Source organism: Malaciobacter pacificus (assembly GCF_004214795.1).
Classification (GTDB): domain Bacteria; phylum Campylobacterota; class Campylobacteria; order Campylobacterales; family Arcobacteraceae; genus Malaciobacter_A; species Malaciobacter_A pacificus.
This window is the reverse complement of record NZ_CP035928.1, coordinates 1,639,699-1,664,085: the sequence shown is the minus strand read 5'-3', so window position 1 is coordinate 1,664,085 and position 24,387 is coordinate 1,639,699. Positions and strand designations below refer to the sequence as shown.

Genomic DNA, 24,387 nt, shown 5'->3' with positions numbered 1-24,387 from the left:
TAGCTAATAATAGTAATAAAGTTGTAAATAAGTTATATTTTAATAATTTTATTAACTTAGTATAGTTATTATTCTAATTTTAAAAATAATGGGGAGTAAAAATGAAAATCATACTTTTAAGTATATTCCTTTGTATTATTTTTTCTGCATGTACTGGAAAACAAATGAAAAAATATGGTGGAGAATTAGCATTGAACGGTGGAGGTGGACATCCAATTGGAGCTGCAATTGGGGCAGTAGTTGGTGGTACTGTATATGGAGTAGGTGCATTAGTAGATAATGATGAAAAAAAGGATAATCAAAAGTCTATTAATGAAAATAAAGCTCAAGTATTTGAGAAAGAAGACTTAGAAGTTAAATTTTAATAAAAAGGACGAGAGTGAATAAAACAAGTATTTTAAAAGTAGGAATTAGTGTATTAACTGCAACTGTTATTTTATCAGGTTGTGTAGCTTCAAAGCCAGTTACAGTTAACCAGTTATCAAATAATGTAAAAACTGTAAAAGTAAACAAAATAGCACCTAAAAGACAGCTAGGTGGGGTAATGTTTAATGGCGAGCTTATAACTGATAAATTAGGTAATATATCAACTTTCGGAAATATTGGTAATCAATTATTTTATGTAGTTAAAGATGAAAAAAATGATTTTTACTATATTAAAAATCAAGATAAAAAAATCATAAAGAAAATACCTTTACTTGAAACTACAGCTATAAAACATTATGTAAAAATCTCACAAGCAAATGATAAGGAACTATACATTTTTGAAGAGTATGGAAATATCTATAAAAACATAGAGTCTTTTGATGGTAAAAGTTTTAAAACTATAGCAAAGAACAAGGATATTCATTATGATGAATATATAAAAGGTAAATTTCTTTTCTTTATCCCTACAAACTCTTTAGGACCTAAAGGAACTTGGTATCAAAATTTAGAAATTGATACAAAAAATGACTTAACACAAAAACTAAAAAGAAAAGATTCAAAAAGTGATATGAGAATCTTCCCAGTTTTAACTGTAAATGATAATATTGTATACATCTATAATGATTCTGCACTCGATGTGCTTAATACAAAAACAAATCAAGTTAAGACTTTAGCTAATAAAGATTCAAGAATTCAGTTTTTAAAGAATGGACATAAACACTATTTAAGAATATTAGATAATCCAAAAGAGATTGGTATTTGGTCTAAAGAAAATGAATTTGATAAAAAAGCGAAAATTATCGACCTTGAAACTTTATCTTATGTAAAGCTTTCAAGACAACAATTAGAACAGTTAGAAGTAGCAAAATTATTAAAAAAGAAAAACTATGAACTATCTGTTTATCCAATTGAAGAAATAGAAGACTATTTCTTTAAAAGAACTCATGGATATACTAATCCAGTAGGGTTCTTATATTAAATATATTGGCTTCATGCCAATATATTTTAAATAGGTAAATACTTTTTAATAGTTCTTCTATTAAGACCAGTTTCTCGACTTAAAGAAGATATAGTAATTTTTTCATTTTTATTTTGAAGTTCAATAATTGTATCTAAAACTAATTGTTGATTTTTTTCAGCTCTTTTAATATTAAAATCTCTTTTTGCTTCTAATAATTGATTTTTATTTTTTTCTTTATCTCTAATACTTAAAGTCCTTCTTGCTGATGATTCTTGTCTCATTTTTGTTTCAATTAAATACTCATCATAAGATAGATTTCTCATTTTAGAAAAATTCATAGCACCTTCATTAATATCTTTTTCCTTAGTATTTGAACCAAATAAAATTTTTCCATTTTGCCAATACTTAAATACAGACTTTGAAATTTGAGTTAATTCACTTTTAGATAAATCAAGCCCTTTAGCTGTATTTATATCATCTAAATAGTTAAATATATCATCTTTTGTTAATAGTTTTTGAGCTTTTGCAAATCTCATAGCATATTTAAATAAACTATTATTTCTTTGTCCTTGAATAAGCTCTTCATCATTGATTTTTACTTTTAATTTTATAGACCTATTTTTATATTCAACTTTTGGAATAAGCTCTTTAAAATCTGATAGTTCATAATTAATTTGTTTAGAGTAATAATATTTATGTAATAAAGGATTTCTCCAAATACCATATAATCTATGAGAAGCAATTTCATCACACTTTAAAAGCTCTGTTATAGCTTTTTTTACATCAAGTAAATATTTTAATGCCTTTGACTGATTCGTATATATATGGTTCTTCAAATGGTATACGAAATGAAAACCTTTTTGAGTTTCTAAAATATAAGTTGGTTCTAATCCTATTTTTTCAGATATAAACTCATAAAAGCCATCTATATTTTTAAAATGCTCTTTTGCAGTTTTGTTTTTAAAAGTATCAATATCAAATACCATAAAAGATATTCTTTGAGATGTATTAAAATTAATAAACTTGCATTTATCAAGTGCTATTACTGTTTGATATTCATAAATATTTGAAAGATGCTTTTCATTACCACCTTTTATGTTACTTGGTAGATTTTTTATTAAAAGCTCTTTTAACTCTTCTTTTTCTGTTTTATATTGTTGTAGTTTTGTCATGGTGTTACTCCTTTTGACTGGAGCAACCCTTAAAGAGTTGGAAATAAGATTTAATTCATTTGTTTATATGTAGTAGGGTCCAGTTTTCAAAAAAGTTTGATTATTAAAAAGAATTTAAAAATTTGTGCATTTAAGATGGTCTTACTGTATTACTTCCCAAATCCTTTAGATAGAAGAATAGATTTAATAGTAATTATGATGATATTTATAGGAATAAATAAAAGTTGTCGATTTTAGAGACTAAACTTCTACAATAAGGGATAAGGAATTGATAAATCAATAAATATTAACTCTTCTTTATTTTTTAAATTTTTGATACTCAACATAAATAAACCTATTAATATTAAGTCTTAATTCTCTTTTGTTAGTTGGCTTTTCTTCATTTCATTTTATTGTTTTATTCACTTACATAAAAATAAAATCCTCATATTTCCTATTTATATTTTTCTCTAAGTGAAAACCCAATTATTACACTCATACAAGCCCAAGAACTAACGAAAAGAGGCAAAGCCTTATGAAGATATGAAATATGTTTATTTCTTAAAATTTAAAAAGAAGAGATACACCCTCGAATCTTCAAAAAAAGGCAAAAAAATCAAAGGATGTAACATGGAGTTAGTATTAGTAATAGTTGTATTGTCAGTTTTTTATTTAATAATTTGGAATTGGTTTCTAAGTTCAGAAGATGAAGAATTAAAATGGTGGATATTTTGGTGGTGGTTATTTAGTAATGATGATGAAGATGAGTAGCTATTAAAAAGTAGCTACTCTTATAAATCTTTTTTTGTAATGTTTTTATAACCATCTTCTACTAATTGAAGAACTAAATTTGAAGTTGTTATATTATGCTTTTTAGCTAATGTTTCAATTTTAGACTTTTGCTTAGAAGTTAATTTTGAAGTTATAGTTGCATCTTTTATTTGTTTCTTTATTATAGACATTTTGTACTCCTTTTTATTTTTTATAAGTATATTTTTACATAATTCTAAAAATTAATTAAGCCCAAAAAGGTATAAATTTTGAAATTTCTTGGTATTTACTTTTTATATAGCTTTTATCTCTTATTAAACTCTAATTTATATAGATTTTATTCACTCAAAGATAGCTAAAAGGTATACCTTTTTTATACATATAGTAAAGAGATATAAAAAATTTATCAATCATTTATAAAAGGTATACAATTGATGTTTTAGATATATAAGGTGTATGTTTTATTTTAAGAAAGTTGATTTATTGATTTAGTTTTTTGATAATTGAGTAGAGGATGAGTAGCTAGTATTTAACTAGCTACTTTTGAGAAAACTTCTTTATTTAAAATATAGTGATATTCATTTTTTTTAGATAACAGTTCTTTTGATTTTTCTAAAGATAAAATAGCTTTTACTAGGCCATTTCTACTTATATCTAATGATTGAGCAATAATATCTCTTTTTTCTGTGTCTAAGAAGATATTATTCTTTTCATCTGCTTGTTCTATCAGTTCTATTAAAACATTGTTCTCATTTTTTGTAAGATTTTTTAACTTGTTTAATTCTATTATTTTAACCATTTTTTACTCCTACTAATAAATTTTGTATAATTACATACAAAGAGATAAGTAAGATGATCACATTTTTTTTAGATCAATGATAGAACTTTTAATGAAGTTTTATTAAATCTCCAAGGAGTCTATCACTTACTTCAAATCCCAATAGGTTGATTAAGCTTCGAGCTTCTGTCATTATGGAGATAGGATAAAAGTAAGGTTACTTATCTGTTTGTATGTAAAATAACATTTGTAAAGGTATTTGTGATGTATAAACAATTCATAGGAATAGATATTTCTAAAGATAGCTTTGATTTAACACTACTTGAAAATAGTGGTGAAATTAAACTAGAAGTAAAGCTTACAATGAATAGAGATGGATTTGATACTTTAGTAGAGTATTTATCCACATATCCTAAAGAAGAGCTTTTAATAGCAATGGAAGCAACTGGTATTTATCATTTACCACTATTATCTTTTTTATTAGAAAATAGTTTTAAGTGTGTAGTGATTAATCCAATACTCATAAAGAGTTTTATTGGTTCAACTACCCTTAGAAAAACTAAGAATGATAAAAAAGATGCAGCTTCAATTGCTCTATTTAGTTTAAAATCATATCAATCTTTACATCTTGCTAGTACTAATAATATTGAAAATATTAGACCGCTTATCCGTGAAAGAGAAAACCTCTCGAAAGATGTAGCAAGATTAAAAACTGAAATAAAAGCTAATTTAGTGCAATTATTCCCTGAATTGTTAAAGAACACAAATATATTTACAAAGAGCATTTTAAATCTGCTCCTTAAAGCTCCTAGCCGTAAAGCAATTAGGAACTTAAGGGAAAAGACCATCCAACGAATCTTAGATGATACAAGTGGCAATAAAGTTAAAATTACTGCAAAGGATATATTAGCCTTAGCAAAAACTTCTATCGCCGTATCCGATAAATATCTTGAAAAGGTTTTAACTTCTAAAATTAGAAGATTAATAGCTATTCAAGATGAATTATCTATTCTAGATTCTGAGTTGGAAAACTCTTTAGAAGATACTGATATAAACAATGATATTGATATAGTACAATCAATACCAGGAATTGGAGCAGTAACTTCTAAAAACTTTATGGTTGAAGTATCCTCTGTTGATAAGTTTAATTCCGTAAAGCAACTATGTGCTTTTATAGGAATTGACCCATCAGTTAGACAAAGTGGTACTTCAATCAACTATAGGGGCAAAATCTCTAAAAGAGGTAATGCAAACCTTAGAAGAACTATTTGGCAAATGGCAATTGGTACTATTCGTTCTTGTGAAAAATTTAAACTCTATTTCTCTAAAAAACGAGAAGAAGGTAAAAAATTCAAACAAGCTGTTATTGCTGTTGCAAATAAACTTCTAAAAACAATATTTGTAATGTTAAAGAACAAAACCAAATTTGATGAAAATTTAGCTTTAGGTGTTTCCAAATGAAACTTTAAAATCTTTGTTTTTTAGTTAGGTTTCTTTATAGTTGACTCCTTGTTTTTGATATAAATATATTATTACATAGATTGAAAAATTAATTAAGCCCATTTTTGAATTTCTTTTCAATTTGTTCTTGAAAGGTAATAATCCGTGATAGCAGCTCTTTTATGGTTAAGGATTTCTGATACTTGAAGTTTGGCTTCTCTTTCAGATATGCCACTTCTAATTTTTTCTTCATATTTATCCCTTGCAGAAGTGAAGCGGAAGTCGTGGGAAGTAATATTATATTTTTGTAAGTCTTTATAGTATGTACTTTTATCCACCAAAGCATCACTATTATTTAGAATTTTCTGTTCTAATTCAAAACTTATAGATTTTGGTTCATAGTAGTGATTCCCTTTACCCACTAGATTAGATACAATCCCATTGTCTATGTATTGGCTTGGATTTTGCAATAATTCATAGGCTTCTGCTTGACGAATGCTAAGTTCTAATTGAGTTTGAGCCAATAGTCCACTAATAGCTCTATCTTCATATAAATTGCTAATTACATCTTGAACATTATCTATGTATCTATTTTCAATTATAACTTCTGATTGGTCTTTTATTTGAGCCACTTTATCGTCAAAATATCCTTTATCTTCTAAATGTAAAGGAATATGAATATTTTGTTGTTCTAAGCCTTTTAACATACTTGAAAAGCCTCTAAGATAATTCTCTTGTGTTTTATCTGATAAGTTTTCAAACCGTTCATCAAAAAATTTATCAAGATTTTCTTTAGTGAATAAACTATTTAATTTGCCCTCGATATTTTCAGCTATAAAATGATTAGCTACATCTTTGAGATACATCTCTCTTTTTTCAGCTAATTTATCAGAGTGGGTTAAGTTATCTTCTTTCCCAATTCTCCCCACTCCAAAAGCTTCAAGTCGATGAAAAGCATCTTTAACTTGTTTTTGAAAATTTCCACCTTTTAGGTTTGCCATAATAATAACCTCTATAAGTCATTTTGTTTATAAAACTTTTCTATAGTACCACGGCTAATTCTTACCCTGTGATTTTCAAATAAGTATTTAGATATAGATAAACTTCCTGAACCATTTTTTCTAAGTTCAAGAATTATATCTCCATATTTTTTGATGTGTTGGTTTTTAATATTTTCAAAGTTAATAAGACTTTTATTTTTTAGTGATTCTTTTTGAATCTCTACTAAAATAAAGAACCCACTCATAATTTGATTTTTAGTTAATGGTTTTTTTTCTAAAAACTTTAAATACCTTTTTGAAAAGCTCTCAAAATCTTCAACAGTTTTAAACCCTAATATTTTTGCATAATATGCTTTTTTCTTTTGTGTAAACATTTTATTCTCCTATTTATTGAATTAATTGAATCCCTAGAAGAGTTTGTTTATTTTGCTATATTTCTTAACAGAGGTTTAGACCTGTGATTTATTTTGATGCAATATCACGAAATGCACAACTGATGACGAGTGTCAAAGGCAAGTAGTAGTAGAAATAAAGAGACTTGATTGTAACAGTAGCAGCAAGTTTTAGCAGTTGTTAGCTTTTCAAGTAATTGTTAGTTTTTAGAGTGTTTTTATACAAAAAATATCTTAAAATGGACACCGCTAAATGCCCACCTTTCGATATATCTTTTCGCCGTGCGATTTTTTGTACCGCTTCCTATCTCTATTGTCAAAAATGAACAATAGAGATAAGGAAGCTCCCTCTTGGTTCAAGTGATTAATTCAAAGATGTGATGCCACTCACATTTTTTTCAAATGATGTTTTAGCTAAACATCATTAAAAAAGATTTTGTATTAATCATTGCAGTCATCAATTTAGCTCTTTAAGTAAATTGATTTTATTCATTCGTAGCTCCTAATATAAAAATTTATAGCCCGTGGGCTTTTATTGTTATATTAGTTTAAAACAGTTGTTATAACTTTTACTTAAAAAATTGATATTGTATTATGATATTTCATATTGCTTTAAGCTACTTCTTGTAGTAATTACTTTTTGATTCTAAAAAAAGAACTATTGATTCTATTTTTGGAATGATCAATTCCATTTATGGAATTGTGAGTGCAAAAAATAAATTCAATAACTTAATTTTCCAAATCATATTCTTTGTAAAAAGTGATAAATATTAATAATAAAGACAGTATAGTTGTAATCCAAGTATTTGTATAATCATTTTTTTCAATTTCTTTATTATGTTTTTGTATCAATGATGAGTATAGTTTATAAGTGTTATTATAAATATTTAAAAAACCTTGAAACTTTAAAAATGGGTCACCTGATTCATTTACTGATAAATTAATATATAAGTTGTCTGACTTTTGAAGCATTTCAATTATCAAAAAAAGTTGTTCTGCGGTATATTTTGCATGTTCTTTAATATTGGATTTTTTTAAGTCTTTATCTTTTGAATTTTTAAAGAAGTCAATTATCTTTTTATCAAACTCATTAACTTCTAAAAGTGATGAATCTAAAGTATCTCTAAATGATTGAAACTCTTTATTAATATTTTCAATAGCATCAATATCTTCTTTTTTTATTACAGATGGGGTTTGTTTGAGTACAGTATTAATTGTTGTCATCATTTTTACATAGCTTTCAATGATGGTTAAATTCTTTGTATATTTATACATTTCTCTAATATAGTCGTGATATAAAACTAAATTAGCAAGAGTACTTGAGTCAAATTCTTTTCCGTTTTCTAAATTAGCTTTTTTTTTATCTTCTTCATTCCAAATGAAATTTAAATCAAATTTTGCATCTTTTGGAATTTTTAAATCAGTTTGAAGTATTTTAAATACTTTACTTTCTTTTATGGCTTTTTGTTTCTCTTTTAAATTGTTCTCGTATTTTTCTTTGATTACCTGAGTTAATAAGTCAATTTCAATATTTTGGTAAGGTTTGTTTAAATGCAGATGTATTGTTTGAGCAAGTAATAAAACTGCTGTAATAGTAAGTAAGATTTTTCTTTTTGACATTATTTCCCTTTATTAAATATTTTTATACTATTTTCTTCACAGCTTACAAGTAGTTTAATATAACTTGAATGTGATAGTTCACAGTTTTGGCATTTTGATTTTTTTAGTTCTCTATCAATTTTTTGTTTACAGAGATTGTCTATATGAATAATTGATAAAATATTGTTTTTAAATGGCATGATTTCAAAAGATTTATAATTTATAAAAAATGTCATAAGTACCAAAATGGCACTAAAGAGTTTTATATATTTTATTTTATAAAATTTAGGAAGTAACCTTATTGTATTTATAAATAATAAATATAATGAGAATATTAATAGAATACAAACTGTTAAACTTTCAATAATACTTATTTCAAGTTTACCTGTGTCAATTAGTTTATCTAAAATAGATAATAATACTAAAAAAAGTAATGGGTAAACAATATTAAAAATTTTTAAACCAAATATTAATAGTGATTTAAATAAGTTTTTAGCTGAATGCTTAAATCGAATTATTATATAAATAATTGTTGCATAAATTAAATATAAAATATAAATTTGTATATAGAGAAGTATAACAAATGGTTCACTCAAAAGTGCATTAAAGTCAAAATTTAATAGATTGATTTCTTTTGATAAATAAAGAAAAAAATTAATTGTCAAAATTCCTATGAACATATAGACAATGTGGTATTTAAGTTCATACTCTGAATATTTTTTGTAGTCAACTTCAAAGCCTCTTGAGAATATATTAAAAATGTATTTTATGTAGTAAATATAAAAGAAGAAGATTTGCTGAACTGTATCTGTTTCAGTTTTAAAGTCTATTTTAGCATATGTTTTTTTTTGTTTTTTAATAGTTTCTACCTTTTTATAAAAATTTAATAAGAGAAGACTATATCTTCTCTTTTTTAATAGTTTTACTTTTATGCTTTTTAATTTTTGATTTTATTTTCCATTCTTCATTACTTTTTTGAGCTACCCAGTCAAGTTTATATTTTATATCATCATTAAAAATTTCTTTAATATCTTCTTCAAGTCTTTGTAAAAATGGATAGTTAAAGAAGTAATCAAATGAGTTTAAAATTTGGTAACCTACAAAAGGCTCGATTCTTTCATAATAATACTCTGTTGCTGAATTATCACTATGTCCAATTAGTTTTTTAATATTTGTAATTGTGTGATAATCTCCACCTATTTTTTGTTTATCAATAACATTTACAAAGTTTTTTCTAAAACTCCTGTATTGGATAAATTCATAAGCTTCTTCTCCATCTTTTACTCTTTGTCTTAGAAGTTCAATATTGTTTTCATTACAAGCAAGTTCTCCAAAACATTTTTGAAAGGCTCTTTGATAAAATATATTTAATGCACCCGTTATTTCTTGACTTTTTTTATTAAATGTGTAATTAAATAGTGTTTCATGACCTAACTCTCTTCTTCTATCTATAAAAGTTAAAAGACCTAATCTTATAAGAATATCTGGAATAGGTAAATTTCTATGTGAGTTTGAAGTTTTTAGCCTTGTATCATCGTCATTTTCATCTAAATAAAAATAATAATATTTTTGCCCATCTTTCTCTTGGACTTTTAGATTTCTAATTTTTAATTGAAGACCTTCTCTTATTCTAACTCCAAAAACTAAACCAAGTAAAAAAGTATAAAAGTTTTGAGGAGATTCATTTAGCATTTTTTCAATAGTATTTTTATCTTTATAAATGATATTAGCAAATTTTGTCATTTCTGAAACAGATATAGTTCTAACACCATAATCAACTTCATCATCATCTTCTCTAAGTAGTTCTAATTTAGTTTCAGCATTCAAGTAGTCAATTAAATCAACATCTCCACCAAGATTTTTATGTGCTTTACAAAGATGTTTATAAAAACCTTTTATTTGATACTCTATTCCATTCATATTACTTGGTTTCATTAATCTTGAATTCTCTATAGTTCTTTGACTAACTAACTCAAATAAAGACATACCTTGATGTTTCTTTGTTCTAACAATAATATTTGCCAGTAAGTCTTGAAACTCTATTATATCTTCATCTGTTAATTCACTTAACTTTTTAGGCTGGTGTTTTTTTCCATTCCCTTTCATATAGTCAGTAAAGTATTTTATATTTCTTGCATAGTTTATAGCAGATTTACCTTGTTTCCCTAAAAACTTTTTTATATATACTTCTGCTAACCTCTCTAAGTTTTCGGCTTCATTTAGGACACTTTGTTCTTGTTCTTGCTTCATTTGGTTAAATAGTTCTAAAATATATTCTTTACTATTAGCTAATGAAGTATCATTATCAAAATTTGCATTTTTTACATGTTTCTTTACAAGATTAAGATAGTTTTGTAAGGGATTTTCTCTAACTAACTCTAAAAAGCTTTCAAGTGTAGTTTCAACTCTATCTCTTTCTTCTTTCATTTCTGCACGAGTAGGGGATATATTTTTAAAAAGATACATATTTCTTTGAATATATAGTCTTATATCATTTTCAATAACTTTTTTTTCTGTTTTGATTAATTGTTCGTAAAAGTCAACTATTTTTTCAGGTGGTATTTCACTTAACTTATCTTTTGAAATATTACTTCTTTTAAATATTTCAGACCCCATTCTGATAGTTTCTTCTTTATCATTTAGGTTATGATATTGTTTATCTAACTCTTTCCACTTCTTAGCCAGTGGTTGGAGTGTATGTCCTTCTTGATTTCCATTTTCATCAAAGTACTCTAAAGATTCAATTCTAAGCTTTTCTAAATCTGAGTATTCAATTTTTGCTTCTCTTTCATAGTTTTTGCAAAGCATGTCTGTTAATCTATTTATTTCATTCTCTGTCATTAGGCTCTCTTTTAGATAACTGTTAAGTTCTTCATTTAAATAATTTGTTAGTTTATCTAATTCATCATTATCTTTGACTAACATAAAGTAAAACCTACAGCACTTTTTAAGGGATTTTCTAAATACAAAATCTTTATTTCTATTTTTTAAATAACGAGCATTGATTCTTTTTCTAAAGTAGAAAGTACCTTTGAACTCATAACTATGACTTGACATTTTTTCTCCTTAATATGGAAAAAAATAGAAGTATCGTATATGTTACAAATAGATTTAAAAGTCTATAATAGACCTGTAAATAAATCTAAAAAGTTCTAAGAATTTCGTTTTTGTGGGGAATTAAAAATTTTGGATAGACAAGTTTTGTAAGTCTATTAGTGCCATATATTTTTATAAATTCCCTTAAAATAGTATTGTATATATAAATTATATTGTTTTAATAAATAAAGATTATATCTAAAATATATTTATAGCTTGATTGTTTTATTTTTTAAGAAATATCAAAAAAATAGTAATTTTCATAAAATGAGTCATTTCTGAGACATTATTAAATATAATTTTATAACACATAAAAAAGGAGCATAATGTACAGTTATATCGTAGAAAATATAATTAGCAGATATTCAGAAAATGAATTATCACAAAAATATAACGTTGACTTACCAACACAGAAAGGAAATGAAGAGTTAGTAAATAATTCAGACTTTTCAAATAAAATGGATGGTCATTACTATGAAATTAATAATGATACTAAATTTAGAAAAGAAAAAGGTGGTAGAGCACATGCTACAATTCTGCAGAATGATGACGGAATCTGTTTTGAATATAGACTTAGTTGGTTTGAGAAACTATTAAATAAAATAAAAGGGTTTTTTGATTCTATTAAAAATAAGATTCAAAATTTTATTGATAATTTAGTATCGAAGGTTCCACAAAATTTAAGAACAGTATTAAAGTTTTTTCTAGGTTTAGTTCTTATACCTTTTATTTTATTAGGTGTTATTACAACAAGTTTAAAAACAATTACTCAAATGCCAGGTGGTATTTTAGGTATGATTATTGGTGCATTTATAACATTATTTATAATTCTTCCTATTAAAATCAGTATAGAAATTATAAGTTATTTACTTTCACCTTTAGTAAACAAGTTTGCAGATTCTATGATGCATAAACCATTTATTAAAAGTATGGTTATAGGTAGAATTGTTAATAATGCAAATTATTTAAAAGAAGGGAAAGTTGTTATTTCTAAAAGTATGGTTAGTGATATCTCTTTTCAAGAATTTAAGACATTAACAGGAAAACAGAATCTTTATGTAATTATTACAGAGGGAAATCAATCTATTTCTATGGTAGAAAAAGTTATTTTAACTAGACTTTTCCCAGATTAGTATTTTATTAATAGAAGGACTGTATTTTATACATCTATTGATAATAAAGATAATTTTGTAAATCTTTTTCAAAATAAAGAGGAAAAAGCCTCTTAATTCAAACTTTTAAGAGTTAAAAGAAGTTATTTTCTAAAACCTCAGTTAACTCTTTTACTGAGTTTATCGATTTCTCAAAAAGTACTTTTTGTTCATCTGTTAAATCTAGTTCTATGATTTTTTCGATTCCATTACTTCCTAACATCACAGGAACTCCTCCCACAATATTTTCATAACCATATTCACCTTCTAGTAATACAGAACAAGGGTAGATTTTCTTTTCATTATTTAAAATTGATTCAACCATTAAAGATGTTGCATGAGCTGGCGCATAGTAAGCTGAACCTGTTTCAAGAAGTTTAACTATTTGAAGTCCACCATTTCTCGTTTTAGTAACTATATCATCAATATCTTTTTTAATTAAAATATTATCTATACAAATACCAGCAACTGTTGAATGATTTGGTAGTGGAACCATATCATCTCCATGTCCACCCATAACTAAAGCTTCAATTTGTCCTGCACCATATCCAAGTTTATCTAATATGAAGTGGCTCATTCTAGCACTATCTAAAACTCCAGCCATACCTATAACTTTTTCTTTTTTAAATCCAGAACTTTTTAGGGCACTATATACCATTGCATCTAGTGGATTTGAAACAACAATTACTATTGCATCAGGAGAGTTTTCCTTTACTTCTAAGATTACACTTTCCATTATTTTTGCATTTGTTAAAAGTAAATCATTTCTACTCATTCCAGGTTTTCTTGGAACTCCTGCAGTGATTACAACTATATCACTACCTTCTAAATCCTTTGAAGTTTTTGCTGCTTTTACAATTGTGTGTGATTTTGCAGCATTGGCACTTTGAGAAATGTCTAAACTCATAGCTTCAACAATATTTTCTCTAATATCTTTAAGTATAATAGTTGAGCATATTGCTTTACTAGCTAGTGTATAAGCTAATGTAGAACCTACATTACCAGCTCCAATAATAGTAACTTTTTTATTAATCACAAAAATCCTTTATTATAATTCTATATCAATCTGTTTTTTATCTAATTCATCTTTAGAATATTTTTTTAATATCTCATTATTAAAGAAAAATTCTATTAATTCTTTATCTATTTCACCTTTATTAGCTAAAGTAAATAAAATATCTTTTACTTTAGAAAGTTTCATAGCTTCTTTATATGGTCTATTATTTGCTGTCAGTGCTTCAAATATATCTGCTAAAATCATAATTCTATCTTCTAAAGAGATCTCTTTTTCACTTAAACCTCTTGGATAACCAGTCCCATCAAGCTTTTCATGGTGATTACAAGCTATATTTAATACATCTTTATATTTTTTAGGGAAAGGAAGCTCTGAAATCATATCTAATGATAGTTGGGCATGATTGTTTATTATATCTTTCTCTTCTTTTGTTAATGTACCTTTTTTTATGCTTAGATTATAAAATTCATCTTGTGTTAAAAAGTTTTTTTCATAGATTTCAAAAAGTTTTGCTTCATCTTTAGTATCCATAAACTCTGCACCGATATTAATTCTTTTTAGAAATGATACATACTCCTCAATCATTGTTGAAAACTCTTCAAACTCATCTTGAGTAATCAAGTTTTTTAAGTATTCAATCTCTTTATTTTTTTGCTCGATTTTTAATCTTTGTTCGATAACTTCAATTCTATCAAATATTTTTTCAAGTTTCGTACTTTTATCTATAATATGCTCAGGCATAGATATCTTACCAATATCATGCATCCAAGCAGCAAGAGCTATTTGTTTATAGTCATTTTTACTATAATTTATATTTTTATAAATAGTGTCATCTTTATCAATTGCCTTTGCTAAAAGTATTGCTATTTTTTCAACTTTTTGAATATGTTCACTTGTGTATGGTGATTTTGCATCAATTGCTTTTGCAATCGTAGTTACAAATGAATTTAATAAGTCTTCAAGACCAATTATTAGTTGTGTATTTGTTAATGCCATTGCCGCTTGAGAAGCAAGAGATTTAAGAACTTTTTCATCAAATTTATTGAATTCTTTAGTTTTATTCCCAACTTTTTTATTAATTAATTGTAGCACTCCAATTACATCATTTTCATGATTAATTAATGGAATTACAAGCATTGATTCTGATTTGTAACCAGTTTTTTTATCAAAATTTCTAGTGCTCTCAAAATTATACTTCTTATTATTATATGCATTTGGAATATTTATGATTTTCTTTTGATGATAAGACATAACAGCAACCATAGAATTATTAATCTCACCATTATCTAAATAAATTGGTAAAGAAGGCCATTGTAATTTTTTATTTAAACCACCTAGCTTTATATTAAGTTTATCATTTTGTACAACTTTAAAATCTAGTTTTTGTTCATCTTTTGATGTTATATATAGTGTTCCAGCTTCTGCATTAGTAAATTTTCTAATTAGAGTCAAAATAGAATCCAATAATTTGTTTTTATTGTGTTCTGAGCTAAACATAAGATTTATTTTCATAATTTCAGATAATTTATCTTCAGATATTAAATCATGTTCAATTTTACCAGAGTCTACATGTATTAAATCTCCTTCTTTAAGTATTTTTCCATTGAAGTTTAATAATCCAAGCTCTTTAATCTCTTTTTTTAATTGTTTTTCATATACAGGCTTTAGATGGTAGTAAAATATAGATAAATCATTTCTTTTTAAATCTTTTAGTTTTTGTTTTATCAGTTTAGGTGTTAAATGTTTAGTTAAGTTTGCAAGCTGTTCTAGTTCATTTGGAAATGAACACTCTATTAATAATGACTTTATAGTTCGATCTTCATTTATAATATCAATAAGTTTTTTGTTTAGATATGTATCTCCTGAGATTATAAAACTTTTGTTTGATTTTTTTATAAGATATCCACAAGAACCTTCTATGTGATTAGCATCTATTGCTTTAATACTATATTCATCTAAAATAATCTCTTCTTCAAGTGTAATTGTTTTTAAAATTAGTGAAGGTTCATTTGTATTTGGTAAATTTATTTTCGTAAAATCAGGCCAGACTTTATTATTAAAAGAGTGTTCTTTTAAAACATTTATAGTCTCTTCTAAACCATAGATTATCAAAGGCTGAGTTCTTTTACTAAAGAAACTCTCAATTACAAAAGGTAAATCAGAAATATGGTCAGCATGGGAGTGAGTTATAAATATATGGTTTATATATTGAGCCTCATCGCCTAAAGCGTTTATTATATTTCCTGCATCAACTACAATGTCTTTAAATACTTGAAAAGATGTTGTATTATGGCCTTTTGCTTTGCTACCGCTTGCGCCTAGTATTTTTATATAGTTCAAAATAAAACCTTTGATATTTATTATGAAAGATTATATCTAAAGGTTTTAAGATGAAAATTAATTAGTGTGCATCATTGATCATAAAGTCATCATATGGATCCATATGAATGTTAATAATCCAATCTCTATTAGTATCTAATTTTTTGATCTTTTCTTCAATCTTATCACTTACCCTATGAGCATCCATTAAAGTTATAATACAATCAAATACTAAGTGCACTTCAACAAAAGTTTGATGTCCAGCTTCTCTTGTTTTAAGTAAATGATGAGCATTCACTTTTTCACTATTGTTGATAATATTTTTGATTTCATTTACTATTTCTTCATCAACTGCTCTATCTAATAAAACTAAAACTCCATCATGAATTAATTCATAAGCTGAATAGATAATATATAAAGCTATTCCTCCACCAACAAACACATCAATTAGTTCAATTCCTGTAAAGCTAACTAAAACTAATGATATTAAAACAGCAGCATTTGAATATACATCTGTTTTATAATGTAGTGCATCAGCTCTAATAACCATAGAGTTTGTTTTTTTAGCAACTTTATTTAAGAATATAACTAAAGAAATAGTAATAATAAGTGAAATAATCATAACAATAATTGAAATATCAACGTACTGCGAAACTTCCCCATTTATTGCTTTATCAACTGCTTGATACAATAAGAAAAGCCCTGAAATAGTAATAATTGTACCTTCAATAATAGAAGCTAGTGCTTCAATTTTTCCTCTTCCATAGTTAAACTCTTTATCAGCAGGTTTTTCAGAATTAGAAATTGCAAAATAGTTAAAGATTGATACAAACATATCTAAGACTGAATCAACAGCAGATGCTAAAACAGCAACAGAACCACTAGCAATACCAATTGCAAGTTTCATAAGTGTAAGTAATGCTGCAACGGTTGAAGAAATAACCGTTGCTTTTTTTTGAAGAGTCATGATATTAGTGCCTTTCTACAAACTCTTTGATTCTTTTAATTCCCTCTTGAATTGATGCTAAATCTGTAGCAAATGAGAATCTAAAGTATCCTTCTGTTCCAAAAGCAAGTCCTGGAACAACTGCAACTCCTTTTTGCTCTAATAAATCAGAACAAAATTTCATTGAATCATTTGTAACTTCTTTGATGTTGATGAATAGATAAAATGCTCCATCAGGGTCAATTGTAGAAAGACCTTTAATTGCATTGAAAGACTCAACTGCAATATTTTTTCTTTTTTCAAATTCTACTCTCATCATTTCAATAGTTTCATCAGCAGCACCTTCAAGTGCTGGAATAGCAGCATGTTGAGTTATTGAGTTAACATTTGAAGTTACTTGACCTTGAAGTTTAATCATAGCTTTTACTAAATCCACATTTGGAGTTGCAATATAACCAAATCTCCATCCTGTCATTGCAACTGCTTTACTTAATCCATTAATTGTAACAGTTCTTTGGAACATATCATCACTAATTTGAGCAGCTGCTGTGAACTCTTTACCGTTATACATGATTTTTTCATACATTTCATCAGATAAAACAATAATATCAGTTCCTACTAAAACTTTAGCAATTGCTTCTAACTCTTCTTTTGTATAAACAGCACCAGTTGGATTAGAAGGTGTGTTTAATAAAAGAATCTTAGTTTTTGGTGTAATTGCAGCTTTTAATTGTTCTGCTGTAATTTTAAACTCTGTTGAGTCATCAGTTTCAATAAATACTGGAACTCCATCAGAATATTTAACTTGTTCTGGGTATGTAACCCAGTATGGTGCAGGAATAATTACTTCATCACCATTTTCAATTAAAACTTGAAATAGGTTAAATAAAGAGTGTTTAGCACCATTACTAATTACAATGTGCTCTAATTTGTAATCTAAATTGTGATCTTTTTTTAATTTATTAATAATTGCTTGCTTGGTTTCAGTTATTCCTTCTACTGCAGTATATTTAGTGTGTCCATCTTTTATAGCTTGAATAGCAGCTTCTTTGATGATCTCAGGTGTATTAAAATCAGGTTCACCTGCACTAAAACTTAGAATATCTTTACCTTGAGCTTTTAGCTCTCTTCCTAAGGCAGTGATTGCCATAGTAACTGATGGAGACAGGTTCTCCATTCTGCTCGCAATTTTCATTCGCAAATTCCTTAATAAAATTTTGATTATATATTATTTAGATATAATTCACGGATTATAACAAAAATATGCTTAAGGATTTGTTTGATTTTTGAAATAGAAGTTGCCAATAAACGAATAGCTGTTCAATTGGAAAATAAAAAACATATAAGACATTGTTATCTTAGAGTTTTAAAAGAAGATTTAATTCAAATTAGAGCTAATAAATACTTCGATATTTACGATGCTCATGAATTATTAAATAGAAAAAAAGATTGGATAGAAAAATCTATAAGACAATTAGAAAAAAAAAGAATAAATGATGATGAGTTTTTATATTTAGGTCAGGTAGAAAAATTGGTTGATTATAAGATTAAAGATATAGATAAATTTTATAAAAAAGAGATTGAAAAACATATCTACCCTTTAATTGAAAAACACTCAAAAAATATGAATCTATTTCCAACTTCAATAAGATTTAGAAAAAATAAAAGAACTTGGGGCTCATGTAATTATAAAAATGGATTAAATTTTAATTATTTACTTATGAAATATCCAATTCATATTATGGAATATATAGTAATTCATGAATTGGCACATATAAAACATAAAAACCATTCAAAAAAATTTTGGGATTTAGTAGAAAAATATTGTCCAAACTATAAATTTATAGAAAAAGAGTTCAAGACTCTTTTATAATTTTTCTAATCTCTTCAAACTTCTTGAATATATTTTCATCTTGGGCTTTATTTAAGAAAATACCATGTGACTTTTCAGTGTAATATTCAACAGGTTCTTTAGGTTTTTCTTTCTTTTCAATTTTATTAGTTACAAAAAAAGCAACATCTTCTACATTTGCTATATTAGCTTTTTTTAATAATGATTTTATATCGCCTTTGTTATACTCAAACTCCATTTTATAAACAGGATGAGTTAATACAAAATAAAGTGTTTGCTTTTTTACATAAGCAAATTTAATTCCTTTTTTTAATTTTAAAGGAAGTATCTCTATAAGTCTTTCTATGGCTGAAGATGTATTAATTTTCCTGAATTCAGGATTTTTTTTAAGATGACTAAGAATTTCATTCATTTTTTTCATGTTGTTATTATAGCAGGAATTTTATTATCAGTAAGTGGTTGTGGTTACAAAGGTGACCCAGTATATGTTCAAGATCAAACTAAAGAAGTTAAAAAATAATGACATATGATTATATAATTATTGGTGCAGGTATGGCTGGATTAAATGCAGCTAGACTAATACCTGAAGATAAAAAAGTATTGATATTGTGTAAAATGTCACCTTGGAATTGTAATACTTTTTGGGCTCAAGGTGGAATCGCAACGGCTGTCGATAAAGAGGATATTCCTTTACATATTAAAGACACTTTGGAAGCTGGAGTTTATCATAATGATAAGGAAGCAGTAGAACTATTAAGTGAAAAATCTTTAGATGCTTTAAAAAATCTTATTGATGCTGGAATGCAATTTGATAAAAATTCTAATGGCGAATTAGCTTTTACAAAAGAAGCAGCACATAGCAGAAATAGAATTTTACATGCAGATGGTGATGCTACAGGAAGAATGATACATGTTTTTTTACTTGAACAATGTATGCATGAGGTTGTAACACAAGCTGTTGTTAGTGATTTATTAGTTCAAGATGACATCTGTTATGGTGTTCAGTATTATGTTAGTGAAACTGAACAAAAAGTTGCATACGCAGATAATATTTTTATTGCAAGTGGTGGAGTTGGTTCAATTTACAGATATCATACAAACTCAACTGCAAATGCAGGTGAAATACAAGGTATTATAGCTGAGAAGAACTTGCCATTAAAAGATATGGAAATGATGCAATTTCACCCAACTGTTGTTAGAGGGACATCATTTGCTAGAAAACCACTTTTAAGTGAAGCTTTAAGAGGTGAGGGTGCTCATGTTGTTGATGAAAATGGATATAGATTTTTATTTGATTATCACAAAGATGGAGAGTTAGCACCAAGGGATGTAGTGAGTAGGTCTATTTTTGATTATAATCAGAAAACAGGTCTAGGTGTATTTTTATCTTTTAAGAATTTTGAAAAAAATGCATTTAAAGAGAGGTTTCCTAATATTTATGCAAATTTAAAAGAGTTAGGATATGACTTACCATTTGAAGACGTACCTATTTCTCCAGCTTTTCATTATTCAATGGGAGGTGTTGAGGTTGAGTTAAATGGAAAAGTAAAAGGAATGCAAAATTTATATGCAATTGGTGAAGTTGCATGTACAGGTGTTCATGGAGCAAATAGATTAGCATCCAACTCTTTACTTGAAGCATTAGTTTTTTCACAACTTGCTGTCGAAGAGTCTTTAAAAAATAATTTTAAGATAAATAAAGAAGAGTATAAAAAAAATATTATAAAGTTTGTTAGAAATAAATCTATAGATAAAGATATAAAAGATACTCTTAGGGAAATAATGTGGAGTTGTGCTGGAATTGTAAGACAAAGAGATGATCTTGAAAAATCACTAAAAATTGTAGAAGAGTTTTTAACAAAAGATGTTGGTAGATTACTTTATCTAAGACTACTTACAGCTAGATCTATTTTAGTTTCTGCATTAAATAGAGAACAATCATTAGGTGCACATTATATAAAAAATTGATATTTTCTTGACAGAAAATTGATATTTATTAATATTTTTAAGTTTATTTACGGCAGAATAATCTTATTTAGTGCTTAATAATAATTTTTAAGCACACTTTATCAAGGAGATTTAATGTTAAAAGTTATAATGACATTACTGTTATCATCAGTGGCGTTATTTGCAGCTAGTGGGCCATCTGGTACTGCTGAGGTTGCACCTGATATTACAATGACATGGGTAGGAATTGCGTGTTTAGTAGTATTTGTTATTGGATATTATTTTGTTGCAGCAGAAGAGAAATATGAGATAGATAAAGCTAAACCAGCTTTATTTATTGGTACTTTCATGTTTATTTTAGTTGCTGTTTATTATGCTTTAAATGGTTTAGATTTAGGTTTAGTTCACACTGAAGCTCAACACTTAATCTTAGAAATTGCTGGTATTTTCTTCTTCTTATTTGTTGCTATGACTTATATTGAATCCTTAATTCATATGGGTGTTTTTGATAGATTAAAATATAACTTAGTTTCAAAAGGATATACATACAGACAATTATTCTGGGTAACTGGTATTATTGCATTTTTCTTATCTCCAATTGCAGATAATTTAACTACAGCTTTAATTTTATCAACTGTATTAATTACAATTGATAAAACAAGAAAAGACTTCTTAGTTCCTGGTGCTATTAATATCGTTGTTGCAGCAAATGCAGGTGGTGCATGGTCTCCTTTTGGTGATATTACTACACTTATGGCTTGGACTGCTGGTAAAGGAACATTTACTGATTTCTTATTCTTATTTCCAGCATCTATTATTGGATATTTAGTTACAGCTTTAATTTTATCAAGATTTGTTCCAGATGTTAAACCTGATTTTGATGCTTCAAAAGAGCAAAAACCTAAAATGGCTGAAGGTGCGAAAGTAGTTATTGCGCTTGGTGTATTTACTATTTTCTGTGCAGTTATGTCTCACCAAGTATTACATTTACCAGCAATGTGGGGTATGATGTTCGGTCTTTCACTACTAAAAGTTTATTCTTATGGTTTAAAAAGAAAATACGGTACAGATCATTTTAATATCTTCCATTCAATGGCTAAAATTGAAAACAATACTTTAATGTTCTTCTTTGGTATTTTAGCAGCAGTTGGTGCATTATATTTTATTGGATGGCTAGCTCTTGCAGTTGTTGTTTATGACCCATCAGTATTAGGACCAACTTGGTCAAATATTGGAGTTGGATTCTTATCTGCTATTGTTGATAACGTTCCTGTTATGTCTGCAGTTTTAAAAGCATCTCCTGAAATGGGACTTGACCAATGGATGTTAGTAACTTTAACAGCTGGTGTTGGTGGATCATTAATTTCATTTGGTTCAGCAGCTGGTGTTGGAGTTATGGGTAAATTACATGGAATTTATACATTTGGTTCACATATGAAATATGCTTGGACTATTTTAATTGGATACTTTGTATCTATTGCTGTTTGGTATGTACAGTACCAAGTATTAGGATTTTATCATATAGGATAAAAGTAAAAGTGCGAAAGCACTTTTACCCTAAATTTACTCTTCTTTTTTTCTAATCAATTTTTAACTACTTTTTAGCTACAATATATACTTAAATTTTTGTAACAAACAAACACTAATGTGTTTAAACAAGGAAAATCATATATGAAACACGTACCAATAGTTGTATTAGATTTCGGTAGTCAATATACTCAAATTATTGCTAGAAAATTAAGAGAATCAGGTGTTTATTCTGAAATAGTTCCATACTCTGAAAGTATTGAAGATATTATGGCTAGAACTCCAAAAGGTATTATCCTTTCAGGAGGACCTGCTTCAGTTTATGCTCCAGATGCATATCACCCTGATGCTACTATTTTTGAATTAGGACTTCCTATTTTAGGTATTTGTTATGGAATGCAATTAATTTCACAACATTTTGGTGGAAGTGTAATTCCTGCAGATCACCACGAATATGGAAAAGCAAAATTAACATTCCAAAAAGAGTGTGCAATTTTTGCTGATACTACTGATGGACAAACAGTATGGATGTCTCACGGTGATAAGGTTGATAAATTAGCAAATGGATTTGAAGTAATTGGAACTAGTGAAAATTCACCATTTGCAGCTATTGCAAATGAAGATGAAAGAATCTATGCATTCCAATTCCACCCAGAAGTTTATCACTCAGAGCAAGGTAGTAAAATCCTTAAAAATTTCGCAAAACATATTTGTGGATGTGAGTCAACATGGAACATGGGTTCATTTGCAAAAGAGCAAATCAAAAAAATACAAGATACTGTTGGTGATAAAAAAGTACTATGTGGTGTATCAGGTGGTGTTGATTCATCTGTTGTTGCTACTCTTTTGGCTGAAGCTATTGGAGATCAGTTAATTCCTGTATTTGTTGATAATGGACTTTTAAGAGCAAATGAAAGAGAACAAGTTGAAGCTATGTTCAAAGCTAGAGGAGTAGATCTTATTACTGCTGATGCAAGTGAACTTTTCCTAGAAAGATTAGCAGGTGTTACAGATCCTGAAACAAAAAGAAAAATCATCGGTGAAACTTTTATCGAAGTATTTGATGAAGAAGCAAAAAAACATGATGGAATTGAGTTCTTAGCACAAGGTACACTTTACACTGATGTTATTGAGTCTGTTTCAGTTAAAGGACCTTCAAAAACTATTAAGTCTCACCATAACGTAGGTGGATTACCTGATTGGATGACATTTGAGTTAATCGAGCCTTTAAGAGAAATCTTCAAAGATGAAGTTAGACTTTTAGGATTAGAACTTGGATTACCAAAAGATATGATTGGTAGACATCCATTCCCTGGACCTGGACTTGCTATTAGAGTTATGGGTGATGTAAATAAGCCTGATTTAGAATTACTAAGAAAAGCTGATACTATCATGTTAGACGTATTACATGCTACTGGATTATATGATAAAACTTGGCAAGCATTTACAGTACTTCTAAACGTAAAATCAGTTGGAGTAATGGGTGATAACAGAACTTATGATAATACAGTATGTGTAAGAATTGTAGAAGCAACAGATGGTATGACGGCAACATTTGCACATATCCCTCATGATGTATTAGAAACTATTTCTAGAAGAATCATCAATGAAGTTGATGGAATCAATAGAGTAGTTTATGATATTTCTTCAAAACCGCCAGCAACTATCGAGTGGGAATAAAAGCGCTAGCTTTTATTCATCTTGCACTAGACTTAGGTTCGAGGTACTTTTAGTACATCTTCACCTAAATCTAGCACAATCTAAACAAAATCTATCGCTTTTAGAATATATATTAAATAAACCAGTTATAATTGTTCCTAGAACAGCTCCAGAAATTAGTGTAGTTAAAAAAGATTCCATAATTATCCTAGTATTGAATATTTTATTATATAATAAGATGACAAACACCTTTTAGAACAGTACCAGGGGAGTGATTAGTTCCCCCTTTTATTAATACAGTTTAATTGCGAAGATTAAACATATTAAAATTAGTACTGTCAACTTATAGAGCATTA

General features: G+C 27.2%; 23 protein-coding genes. 10 read left to right on the top strand and 13 right to left on the bottom strand.

The window, feature by feature from the left end; genetic code table 11:
* Nucleotides 1–101 precede the first annotated feature (101 nt).
* Together APAC_RS08315 and APAC_RS08310 are read left to right on the top strand one after the other, a co-directional pair.
* Nucleotides 102–365: a hypothetical protein gene (locus APAC_RS08315; protein ID WP_130233669.1), complete on the top strand. Its 264-nt coding sequence runs from the start codon at nucleotides 102–104 to the stop codon at nucleotides 363–365.
* A 14-nt stretch (nucleotides 366–379) separates the two neighbouring features.
* On the top strand, nucleotides 380–1,405 hold the full coding sequence (locus APAC_RS08310; protein ID WP_130233668.1) for a hypothetical protein: 1,026 nt from the start codon (nucleotides 380–382) through the stop codon (nucleotides 1,403–1,405).
* A 26-nt stretch (nucleotides 1,406–1,431) separates the two neighbouring features.
* Here APAC_RS08310 and APAC_RS08305 read toward each other — a convergent pair whose 3' ends face one another.
* Nucleotides 1,432–2,559: a replication initiation protein gene (locus APAC_RS08305; protein WP_130233667.1), complete on the bottom strand. Its 1,128-nt coding sequence runs from the start codon at nucleotides 2,557–2,559 to the stop codon at nucleotides 1,432–1,434.
* Nucleotides 2,560–3,168: 609 nt separating this feature from the next.
* On the opposite strand from APAC_RS08305, the gene APAC_RS13270 reads away from it, so the two are divergent.
* Nucleotides 3,169–3,309: a hypothetical protein gene (locus tag APAC_RS13270; RefSeq protein ID WP_170170142.1), complete on the top strand. Its 141-nt coding sequence runs from the start codon at nucleotides 3,169–3,171 to the stop codon at nucleotides 3,307–3,309.
* 20 nt (nucleotides 3,310–3,329) lie between these two features.
* Here the strand turns inward: APAC_RS13270 and APAC_RS13265 are convergent, their stop codons facing one another.
* Both APAC_RS13265 and APAC_RS08300 read right to left on the bottom strand, forming a co-directional pair.
* On the bottom strand, nucleotides 3,330–3,500 hold the full coding sequence (locus APAC_RS13265) for a hypothetical protein (protein WP_170170141.1): 171 nt from the start codon (nucleotides 3,498–3,500) through the stop codon (nucleotides 3,330–3,332).
* Nucleotides 3,501–3,838: 338 nt separating this feature from the next.
* Nucleotides 3,839–4,108 (bottom strand): hypothetical protein, encoded by a 270-nt coding sequence (locus APAC_RS08300; protein WP_130233666.1) that lies wholly within the window; start codon nucleotides 4,106–4,108, stop codon nucleotides 3,839–3,841.
* Nucleotides 4,109–4,351: 243 nt separating this feature from the next.
* Between APAC_RS08300 and APAC_RS08295 the strand changes: the two genes are divergently transcribed.
* Nucleotides 4,352–5,548 carry an IS110 family RNA-guided transposase gene (locus APAC_RS08295; protein WP_130232234.1) on the top strand — a complete coding sequence of 399 codons (1,197 nt, stop codon included), beginning with the start codon at nucleotides 4,352–4,354 and terminating at the stop codon, nucleotides 5,546–5,548.
* A gap of 116 nt (nucleotides 5,549–5,664) precedes the next feature.
* Here the strand turns inward: APAC_RS08295 and APAC_RS08290 are convergent, their stop codons facing one another.
* The 5 genes from APAC_RS08290 to APAC_RS08270 all read right to left on the bottom strand — a co-directional run bounded on the left by APAC_RS08290 (nucleotide 5,665) and on the right by APAC_RS08270 (nucleotide 11,576).
* Nucleotides 5,665–6,528 (bottom strand): hypothetical protein, encoded by an 864-nt coding sequence (locus tag APAC_RS08290; protein ID WP_130233665.1) that lies wholly within the window; start codon nucleotides 6,526–6,528, stop codon nucleotides 5,665–5,667.
* Between the two features lie 11 nt (nucleotides 6,529–6,539).
* On the bottom strand, nucleotides 6,540–6,902 hold the full coding sequence (locus APAC_RS08285) for a hypothetical protein (protein WP_130233664.1): 363 nt from the start codon (nucleotides 6,900–6,902) through the stop codon (nucleotides 6,540–6,542).
* 747 nt (nucleotides 6,903–7,649) lie between these two features.
* The gene (locus tag APAC_RS08280) at nucleotides 7,650–8,540 is read right to left on the bottom strand and encodes a hypothetical protein (RefSeq protein WP_130233663.1); all 891 of its coding nucleotides are present in this window, start codon (nucleotides 8,538–8,540) and stop codon (nucleotides 7,650–7,652) included.
* Nucleotides 8,540–9,184, bottom strand: coding sequence for a hypothetical protein (locus APAC_RS08275; RefSeq protein WP_130233662.1), 645 nt, complete (start codon nucleotides 9,182–9,184; stop codon nucleotides 8,540–8,542). The genes APAC_RS08280 and APAC_RS08275 overlap by 1 nt, the downstream gene beginning before the upstream one ends.
* A 232-nt stretch (nucleotides 9,185–9,416) precedes the next feature.
* The gene (locus tag APAC_RS08270; protein ID WP_130233661.1) at nucleotides 9,417–11,576 is read right to left on the bottom strand and encodes a site-specific integrase; all 2,160 of its coding nucleotides are present in this window, start codon (nucleotides 11,574–11,576) and stop codon (nucleotides 9,417–9,419) included.
* Between the two features lie 365 nt (nucleotides 11,577–11,941).
* On the opposite strand from APAC_RS08270, the gene APAC_RS08265 reads away from it, so the two are divergent.
* Nucleotides 11,942–12,748: a hypothetical protein gene (locus APAC_RS08265; RefSeq protein WP_130233660.1), complete on the top strand. Its 807-nt coding sequence runs from the start codon at nucleotides 11,942–11,944 to the stop codon at nucleotides 12,746–12,748.
* A 112-nt stretch (nucleotides 12,749–12,860) separates the two neighbouring features.
* On the opposite strand, the gene mdh is transcribed toward APAC_RS08265, so the two are convergent.
* The 4 genes from mdh to APAC_RS08245 all read right to left on the bottom strand — a co-directional run bounded on the left by mdh (nucleotide 12,861) and on the right by APAC_RS08245 (nucleotide 18,241).
* Nucleotides 12,861–13,802 (bottom strand): malate dehydrogenase, encoded by a 942-nt coding sequence (gene mdh, locus APAC_RS08260; protein ID WP_130233659.1) that lies wholly within the window; start codon nucleotides 13,800–13,802, stop codon nucleotides 12,861–12,863.
* A 12-nt stretch (nucleotides 13,803–13,814) separates the two neighbouring features.
* Nucleotides 13,815–16,121 carry an HD domain-containing phosphohydrolase gene (locus tag APAC_RS08255; RefSeq protein WP_130233658.1) on the bottom strand — a complete coding sequence of 769 codons (2,307 nt, stop codon included), beginning with the start codon at nucleotides 16,119–16,121 and terminating at the stop codon, nucleotides 13,815–13,817.
* A 61-nt stretch (nucleotides 16,122–16,182) separates the two neighbouring features.
* Nucleotides 16,183–17,067 (bottom strand): cation diffusion facilitator family transporter, encoded by an 885-nt coding sequence (locus tag APAC_RS08250; protein ID WP_170170140.1) that lies wholly within the window; start codon nucleotides 17,065–17,067, stop codon nucleotides 16,183–16,185.
* A gap of 4 nt (nucleotides 17,068–17,071) precedes the next feature.
* The gene (locus APAC_RS08245) at nucleotides 17,072–18,241 is read right to left on the bottom strand and encodes a pyridoxal phosphate-dependent aminotransferase (protein ID WP_130233656.1); all 1,170 of its coding nucleotides are present in this window, start codon (nucleotides 18,239–18,241) and stop codon (nucleotides 17,072–17,074) included.
* An 84-nt stretch (nucleotides 18,242–18,325) separates the two neighbouring features.
* On the opposite strand from APAC_RS08245, the gene APAC_RS08240 reads away from it, so the two are divergent.
* Nucleotides 18,326–18,919: a M48 family metallopeptidase gene (locus tag APAC_RS08240; RefSeq protein ID WP_130233655.1), complete on the top strand. Its 594-nt coding sequence runs from the start codon at nucleotides 18,326–18,328 to the stop codon at nucleotides 18,917–18,919.
* Here APAC_RS08240 and APAC_RS08235 read toward each other — a convergent pair.
* Nucleotides 18,903–19,310 (bottom strand): DciA family protein, encoded by a 408-nt coding sequence (locus APAC_RS08235; RefSeq protein WP_228255903.1) that lies wholly within the window; start codon nucleotides 19,308–19,310, stop codon nucleotides 18,903–18,905. The genes APAC_RS08240 and APAC_RS08235 overlap by 17 nt on opposite strands.
* Here APAC_RS08235 and APAC_RS13260 point away from each other — a divergent pair.
* The 4 genes from APAC_RS13260 to guaA all read left to right on the top strand — a co-directional run bounded on the left by APAC_RS13260 (nucleotide 19,290) and on the right by guaA (nucleotide 24,052).
* Nucleotides 19,290–19,418 carry a lipoprotein gene (locus APAC_RS13260; protein WP_150131737.1) on the top strand — a complete coding sequence of 43 codons (129 nt, stop codon included), beginning with the start codon at nucleotides 19,290–19,292 and terminating at the stop codon, nucleotides 19,416–19,418. The genes APAC_RS08235 and APAC_RS13260 overlap by 21 nt on opposite strands.
* Nucleotides 19,418–20,866, top strand: coding sequence for an L-aspartate oxidase (gene nadB, locus APAC_RS08230; protein WP_130233653.1), 1,449 nt, complete (start codon nucleotides 19,418–19,420; stop codon nucleotides 20,864–20,866). The genes APAC_RS13260 and nadB overlap by 1 nt, the downstream gene beginning before the upstream one ends.
* Before the next feature lie 114 nt (nucleotides 20,867–20,980).
* Complete coding sequence (gene nhaD, locus APAC_RS08225; protein ID WP_130233652.1) at nucleotides 20,981–22,375, top strand: sodium:proton antiporter NhaD; 1,395 nt, start codon at nucleotides 20,981–20,983, stop codon at nucleotides 22,373–22,375.
* A gap of 141 nt (nucleotides 22,376–22,516) precedes the next feature.
* Complete coding sequence (gene guaA, locus APAC_RS08220; protein ID WP_130233651.1) at nucleotides 22,517–24,052, top strand: glutamine-hydrolyzing GMP synthase; 1,536 nt, start codon at nucleotides 22,517–22,519, stop codon at nucleotides 24,050–24,052.
* Nucleotides 24,053–24,387: the final 335 nt, after the last annotated feature.